Below are 7597 nucleotides of genomic sequence, written 5' to 3'. Positions count from 1 at the left end.
TACGTTCACCGTATTGGTCGTACTGGCCGTGCTGGCAACAGTGGTTTAGCGATCTCTTTGATGAGCCAAGATGAAGCTTATCTTCTGGGTGACATTGAACGCTTACTTGATACTCGCTTGCCTCAAGAGTGGCTAGAGGGTTTTGAACCAAGCCTAGAAAAAGATATAGCCCCCGATCGAGGTGGTCGCAGTAAAAGTCGTTCATCAGAAAAACGTAAGATGAAAGCGAAACTTAAGATTCACCAAAATCGCGGTAAAGCGCGTCGCTAAACCTGCTACTGGTTGAATCGTTTAAAACATAAGCAGACTCACTCCGACATAAAAATGCCCCGCTACTGATATATGTCAGTAGCGGGGCATTTTCGTTTTCGTTTTCGTTTTCGTTTTAAGCACTAAGCACTAAGCATGAAACTTAAAGCCGCGATTTTAGTGTTTGTTTTGCTAGTGTTCGCATTTCCACACACAAGGGACTTCATAAATAAGCTCTTCAATCGAACTCGTATTCAATACCCATTCATCACTGATATTGAACGTACTGATCATTTGCTTGTTGAACAATTGCCAATGATTTAACAATGCTTCTTCAGGTGTCGATTGCATGTCGCCTTCATTCCATGTGCTTTCCATGAAAGGAGTAAGGCATACCGCTCCGTGCGCATACATGATCATTTGCCATTTAATTTCATAAATGTTGATCAAATTATCTGGATTCGCATCATTATATTCATCTGCCAACATATTAATTTGTTTTTCGATATCACCAACATTGTCGATAAAGTAATCGACCAAGTTGTCTTTTTGGCGAACAGAGTCGGTGATAAGTTGCATCGGTTTGCGTGAGTGAATCATGTTGCTAAAGAGGCGCATACTGAATAAATAGATAGTAATATTTGGCGCGACGCCTTTTGGTAACTCTTCTACGATTTTAGCAATGTATGACTGAAAATAATCATGTAAACAATCACTTATCGCATGCCAGATTTTCTCTTTGCTACCAAAATGGTGGCGAATAAGGCTATGAGATACGCCTGCTTTCTCACTGATGTTACGAAGAGAAACACTGTCATAACCATGCTCACAGAACATATCCGCAGCTACACCCATGATCAAAAATCTCGTTTCTTCAGCGTCTTTCGCGCTTCTTCTGCCTTGTTTCTTTTCAGTCATCTTCATTTCTACATTTACCTGATTACCACATTCTACACTGTTTTCCTTGAAATAAAAAATACTGCACAGGTGGAAAGTAAAGCTTGAGAATTCTTTAATAATAAATATACTGCCCACCTGTGTAATAAATCATAATAATTAAATGGAGAAGCATCATGCAATCCAATTTGTCTATCAAAGCGATACCGACCAAGCGTACGGGCGTGGTTATTGCCGCACTATTGCTCGCCGGCTCTCTAACTGGATGTAACAAAGTTCAGTCAGAGGAAAATGAGCAGGTAATCAAGCCTGTAAAGTTATTTGAGATTCCTCTGCGGGCAGATATCGAGCTTGATAGTTTTATCGCAAAAGTGGATGCAACCGACCGTGCTGCGCTTTCATTTCAAGTGGGTGGCGATATCGAAGTTTTTGATGTTCGTATGGGACAAGAAGTTAAGAAAGGTCAGGTGCTAGCCGCATTAGACGCGACGGATTACCGTATTGCCGTTGATGCAGCTCAAGCTAAATTTGACTTGGCGAACAGTCAATACAAGCAAGCTTCTGAGCTGTATTCGAAAAAGTTAGTCAGTACCGATTACTACGACCAAGCCGTCAACACCTTTACTGCCGCTGACGTTGAGTTGGAACAAGCAAAAACAAACCTTGGTTACACCACATTAGTTGCTCCATTCGATGGCGTGGTATCGATGGTGTTTGGTAAGCAATATCAGTTAATTGCTGAAAAGCAGCCAGTTCTTAATATTTTGAATCACAGTGAAATGGATGTGACGTTCTCTATTCCGGTATCTAAGCTTGAAGACCGTTCTATTCAAGACCTAACGAGCTCAAACATGTGGGTTGTAATGGATAGCCACCGCGGTATTCGTATCCCAACGCGTTTTAAAGAGATCTCTACACAACCAGATGAAGACACCAACAGCTACCAAGCGGTTGTATCTATCGACAAGCCGGTAGGCATCAATCTACTTTCTGGAATGACAGCGCAAGTTGAAGTTCAGAAGAGTAAGTCATACTACGGTATTGGCATTGTTGATTCAGCTTGGCTAACCAAACAAGCTGACCATGGCGAGCTATGGCGCTATAACCCAGACTCTCGATCGATTTCTAAAGTACAAGTCCTGCTTGATGAGCAAGGTAAAGTTATAGAAGGTCTTTCTTCTGGTGATCTTATCGTTGAAGCCGGTGTGGATGTGTTATCTGACGGACAGCAAGTAAAAGCTTGGCTTCGTGAGGGGGGTATTTAATGAACCTTTTAAAATCATCAGTTGTTGTCGCGTCGGTTTTGTTACTTCAAGCCTGTAACAATGAAGCTGTACACCGTGAACAACCGCCTTTATTGGTTTCTACCTTTGACGTTGGCGCGCCGCTGACTGATCAGTTCAGAAGTTTTAATGGACAGGTGATGCCTGCAGAACTTACACCGTTGGCATTTAAGCTTGCAGGCGAAATTCAACAAGTATTGGTGGAAGCCGGTGACAAAGTCGAAAAAGGGCAGTTATTAGCCACCTTAGATAACGCAACGTACCTTCAAGATCTAACTGATGCTAAATCTCAATTCAAACTGGCGAGCAAACAGTTGGCCCGTGGTACGGAGATGTTTGGCAGCAAGATGTTATCGCAATCAGAACACGACCAACTGACGGCTAACTACAAACTAGCATCGGCGAATTTGGCGGCAGCAAAACGCAAGTTAAGTTACACAGAGCTTTTAGCGCCATTCTCAGGAACAGTTTCAACCGTCGATAAGCAACGATTCGAAAACACGACTCCTGGAGAAACACTCCTGAGTGTGTACCAGAACGATAAGGTGTATGTGCGAATTCAAGTGTCAGATTCTATTTTGGCGTCGATCAGCCCAGACATGCGTTCGAGCAGTTACCGCCCCCAAGCAACTTTTGGAGGTCACTCGGGGGAATATCCTTTGACGTATCTAGAGCACACTAGCGAATTGCACCCACAATCACGTACCTACGAGTTTTGGATGCAGATGCAGCAGCCTGAAAGTGAAATTCTGCCGGGCACGAGCGTTACGGTCAATGTGGATATGGCGAAAGCGGGTCTGAGTGATGTTCAAGGTTACCAGTTACCAATGACAACGCTAGAAGCGGGCTCTGAAGCTAATCAGTTCTATGTGTGGAAAATGGAAGACGGACAAGCATTCAAAAGCGAAGTAGAAGTCGACAAAATCAGTGGCCAAGGCGCATTAATCGCTCATGGTGTTGAGCAAGGTGATCGACTCGTAAACTCGAATCTAAGAAAACTCCGTGACGGAATCGAATTGTCAGGAAAAGCAGAATGAACATCGCAGAATATTCAATTAAAAACAAAGTAATCAGCTGGCTGTTTCTAGTCATTTTGGCCATTGGCGGTGTGTCGTCTTTTGGCAACCTATCCCGTTTAGAAGACCCAGCTTTTACCATTAAAGATGCAATGATTATTTCAACTTACCCTGGCGCTACGTCTATGGAAGTTGAAGAAGAGTTAACGTATCCACTTGAAAAAGAGATACGACAACTGCCTTATATCGACAAGATCACTTCAACGTCGTCGAATGGTATGTCTCAAATTATGGTCAGCATGAAGATGGACTACGGTCCAGACGAGTTGCCCCAAATTTGGGATGAAATGCGTCGTAAAATCAACGATCTACAGCCAACACTACCCAGTGGTGTTAATTCAGTTCAGATTATTGATGATTTTGGTGACGTATTTGGTGTGATGATCATGCTGACCGGTGATGGTTACGATTATGTCGAGCTAAAACAGTACGCAGATTACCTAACGCGTGAAATCGAATTGGTTGACGGTGTTGGCAAAGTGAGTATTGCGGGTGACCAACAAGAGCAATTGTTTGTTGAGATGTCACTTGAGCGTTTAGCGGCGTTGAACCTAGATATGTCGATGGTAACGTCACTGTTAGCACAACAAAACAGTGTGGTTTCGGCTGGAGAGGTGATGCTGAATGGTCAAAGCCTAACGATCAAGCCTAACGGCACTTTGAGCACGGTTGAAGAGTTAGAAAACCTGATCATTCATGGTCGTGATACGGGCAACCTCATTCGCTTGAAAGATGTCGCTGAAGTGACTCGCGGTATCCAAGAAAAGCCAGGTAACGTATTAACTTACAATGGCAAACCAGCGATCAACCTAGGTATTGCGTTCTCTTCAGGCGTAAACGTCGTCGAAATTGGTAACGCGTTAGATGCCGAACTGGATCGTTTAGAAAGCATTAAGCCTGCCGGTGTAGAGCTGAACTACTTCTACAACCAAGCGCAAGAAGTAGACAAATCAGTGGCTGACTTTTTAATCAGCCTAGTAGAAGCCGTTGCTATTGTTATCATCGTACTGCTTTTGGCAATGGGTTTACGCAGTGGTTTGATCATCGGTCTAGTGCTTCTATTGACGGTATTTGGAACCTTCATCCTGATGGATTACAACGATGTCGAACTGCACCGTATCTCACTGGGTGCACTTATCATCGCTCTCGGTATGCTGGTGGATAATGCGATTGTTGTCGTTGAAGGTATTTTGGTTGGCTTGAAGAAAGGCAAAACCAAGCTTCAAGCAGCGAAAGACATCGTGACACAAACACAATGGCCACTATTGGGTGCGACCATTATTGCTATCACGGCCTTTGCACCAATCGGTTTGTCGAAAGACGCGACAGGTGAATTCATGGGCTCACTGTTCTGGGTTTTGTGTTTTTCATTGTTCTTGAGCTGGGTTACAGCGCTAACGCTGACTCCGTTCCTTGCAGAAATGATGCTGAAAGAAGAAGACAAGGTCGATGAGAACGAAGACCCATACAAAGGTATTCTGTTCGTTGTATTCGGCGCGTGTCTGAAAGTAGCACTTCGATTTAGGTGGCTTACCGTAGTAAGTATGGTCGCGCTATTAGCAGTTTCTGTGGTTGGTTTTGGTATGGTGAAGCAGCAGTTCTTCCCGCCATCAAATACGCCAATGTTTTACGTCGATATGTGGATGCCGGAAGGTACCGATGTACGTGAAACGATTAAGCAGACAGAAAAAGTTGAAAGCTACATTCGCCAGCAAGATGACGTTGAGTTTGTAACTACAACAGTTGGCCAAGGCATGCAACGTTTTGCGCTGACATACCAACCCGAGAAAAGTTACGAAGCGTACAGTCAACTGCAGGTACGAACGACTGACCGAGACACCATGTTTAAAGTCCTAGAAGGGCTAGACAAGGACTTGGCCAATAAATTTGAACAACCTACGTTCCAATTTAAATTGATTGAGTTTGGCCCGTCGCCAGCGTCAAAAATCGAAGCTCGTATTAGCGGTGCAGACCCGCAGATCCTTCGCAGCATAGCTGTTGAGGTAGAAGATATCTTGTTGGCGGATCCTGGTTCTCGAAATGTGCGTCACGATTGGCGTGAACGCACCAAAGAGCTCGTGCCACTGTTTAACGAATCAAAGGCACGTCGCCTTGGTATTTCAAAAACTGATTTGTCTGAGACGTTACAAATGGCGTTTGGTGGCTACAACATCGGTTTACTGCGCGATGGTACGCACATGTTACCTATCGTGGCACGCCTGCCTGAAGAAGAGCGTTTTGACTTTGAATCACTGAACAATGTGAAGATCTGGAGCCCATCACTGCAAACCTACATTCCCGTAGAACAAGTGATCGATGGGGTTGAGCTTCAATGGTCTGAGCCACTGATTCAACGTCGTGACAGAAAGCGTACGCTAACCGTATTGGCTGACCACGATGTATTGGGTGATGAAACACCCGCGAGTTTGTTTGCTCGTGTGAAACCACAAGTAGAAGCATTGGCTCTACCAGAAGGTTACAGCATCAGTTGGGGCGGCGAATACGAAAGCTCTAAAGATGCACAAGAATCTCTATTTGGTTCACTACCAATGGGTTACTTGCTGATGTTTATTATTACCATGCTTTTGTTTAACTCGGTTCGTAAGCCGCTTGTGATTTGGTTTACGGTACCACTTTCTATCATTGGTGTTTCGATTGGTCTGTTAGGTACCAATATGCCATTCAGTTTCACGGCTTTCCTAGGCTTACTGAGCTTAAGTGGCATGATTTTGAAGAACGGTATCGTACTGCTTGACCAGATCAACAGTGAGCTACAAACAGGTAAAGACCCATATTTAGCGGTTGTCGACAGCGCGATCAGTCGTGTACGACCGGTATCTATGGCAGCACTAACGACTATCTTGGGCATGATTCCCTTGGTATTCGATGCATTTTTCGGCTCGATGGCGATTACCATCATGGCAGGCTTAGGCTTTGCTACAGTACTAACGCTAATAGTAGTACCAGTGATGTTCGCCATTCTATATAGAATCAAACCGTCCACTGCGGGTTATTAGGGATTGATATAAAACAGATTCTTTTAAGCCAGCCCAGTCAATTTTGACTGGGCTTTTTTACGGATATGGTTTGATAAAACAAGACGAAGATAGGTCCGAACTAAGAGGACGTTGCGATAGCAATGCGTGCCTTAACAAGGAGCGTTTTAAAAGATAGGTATTACAAAAGTCGTTAGGCAATGGTAAAGCGGCTTCCGGTATATTAGAGAATAGGGGCCAGACTCTAGATTGCTAGGCGGATATCCAACTCAATCGGCTTTGGCATGGCTAAGTGATAGCCTTGATACATATCGAAGCCTAAACTTTGCATCGCAGTCAGTTGCTGTTGGGTTTCTATCCCTTCGATGACCGTCTTTGCACCGATTTGGTTGGCAAGCTTAACTACTAACTCCATTTTTTGAGTATCACCGTTTTCAAAATCCAACATCACAGAGCGATCGATTTTGATGATATGAGGAGTGATATGACGAACACGTTGCTCTGTTGACGCCTGTGCTCCAAAGTCATCAACCGCGATTTGAAAACCATTATCTGCAAGTGAGTGGGCCGCGTTTTTTAAACGTTCTTCACTTTCTACATTAAGTTCGACCAACTCCATGACGATTTGTTCGCACGATAAGTTAAGCTCGTGAAGACGTTTAGCTAACAGAGTGTCTTTTACTTTTTCTGATGCAAACAACTCACCAACGTTTGGAAGAACGTTCAAAAAAAGGTTTAAGTGACGGACCGTCGATTGTGCGAAGTTACGGATGTGAATGGCTCGGCTCAGCCTCTCTACGTTGATTTTGTCTGTGTATGAGGTTTCGTCTGAATGGAAGAAGTGATCTGGGCGAACGACATCACCTTTACAATTGGAAATACGAACCAAAGCCTCTACGCCTATCTGAGTCAAAGAAGAATCAAATATAGGTTGGTAGACACTTGTAAGTGTTAAGTCTTGGTATTTCGCAATAAACTGCATATCGGCATTCACAGATATACAACTAATAAATTCACTTCTGTCTGATAAAATCATAATCGCTAATAAAAGGTGTTTATTCAGTGACGAGAATATACATCACAGTTGTCATAATAT

At 43.8% G+C, this 7597-nt stretch carries 5 protein-coding genes and 1 pseudogene; 4 read left to right on the top strand and 2 right to left on the bottom strand.

What is annotated here, in order from left to right; translation table 11 throughout:
* Window positions 1-270 (top strand): annotated as a pseudogene (locus tag AB4653_RS16855) (ATP-dependent helicase); the annotation flags it as partial.
* Between the two features lie 171 nt (window positions 271-441).
* On the opposite strand, the gene AB4653_RS16850 reads toward AB4653_RS16855, so the two are convergent.
* Window positions 442-1173 (bottom strand): TetR/AcrR family transcriptional regulator, encoded by a 732-nt coding sequence (locus tag AB4653_RS16850; RefSeq protein WP_009845253.1) that lies wholly within the window; start codon window positions 1171-1173, stop codon window positions 442-444.
* A 149-nt stretch (window positions 1174-1322) separates the two neighbouring features.
* Between AB4653_RS16850 and AB4653_RS16845 the strand changes: the two genes are divergently transcribed.
* The 3 genes from AB4653_RS16845 to AB4653_RS16835 are packed head-to-tail and all read left to right on the top strand — an operon-like array spanning window position 1323 to window position 6522.
* Complete coding sequence (locus tag AB4653_RS16845; protein WP_032555043.1) at window positions 1323-2411, top strand: efflux RND transporter periplasmic adaptor subunit; 1089 nt, start codon at window positions 1323-1325, stop codon at window positions 2409-2411.
* On the top strand, window positions 2411-3466 hold the full coding sequence (locus AB4653_RS16840) for an efflux RND transporter periplasmic adaptor subunit (protein WP_032555044.1): 1056 nt from the start codon (window positions 2411-2413) through the stop codon (window positions 3464-3466). Before AB4653_RS16845 ends, AB4653_RS16840 begins: the two co-directional genes overlap by 1 nt.
* Window positions 3463-6522 (top strand): efflux RND transporter permease subunit, encoded by a 3060-nt coding sequence (locus AB4653_RS16835; protein ID WP_102257718.1) that lies wholly within the window; start codon window positions 3463-3465, stop codon window positions 6520-6522. Before AB4653_RS16840 ends, AB4653_RS16835 begins: the two co-directional genes overlap by 4 nt.
* A gap of 223 nt (window positions 6523-6745) precedes the next feature.
* On the opposite strand, the gene AB4653_RS16830 is transcribed toward AB4653_RS16835, so the two are convergent.
* On the bottom strand, window positions 6746-7483 hold the full coding sequence (locus AB4653_RS16830) for an EAL domain-containing protein (protein ID WP_050395113.1): 738 nt from the start codon (window positions 7481-7483) through the stop codon (window positions 6746-6748).
* Window positions 7484-7597: the final 114 nt, after the last annotated feature.

Origin of the sequence: Vibrio sp. 10N.222.48.A3 (assembly GCF_041475345.1) — a bacterium.
GTDB lineage: Bacteria > Pseudomonadota > Gammaproteobacteria > Enterobacterales > Vibrionaceae > Vibrio > Vibrio tasmaniensis_A.
This window is presented reverse-complemented; position numbering and strand designations above follow the sequence as displayed.

Coding starts and splice junctions, on each gene's coding strand:
- AB4653_RS16850 (WP_009845253.1), bottom strand. CDS start 1,173: ATGAAGATGACTGAAAAGAAACAAGGCAGAAGAAGCGCGAAAGACGCT.
- AB4653_RS16845 (WP_032555043.1), top strand. CDS start 1,323: ATGCAATCCAATTTGTCTATCAAAGCGATACCGACCAAGCGTACGGGC.
- AB4653_RS16840 (WP_032555044.1), top strand. CDS start 2,411: ATGAACCTTTTAAAATCATCAGTTGTTGTCGCGTCGGTTTTGTTACTT.
- AB4653_RS16835 (WP_102257718.1), top strand. CDS start 3,463: ATGAACATCGCAGAATATTCAATTAAAAACAAAGTAATCAGCTGGCTG.
- AB4653_RS16830 (WP_050395113.1), bottom strand. CDS start 7,483: ATGCAGTTTATTGCGAAATACCAAGACTTAACACTTACAAGTGTCTAC.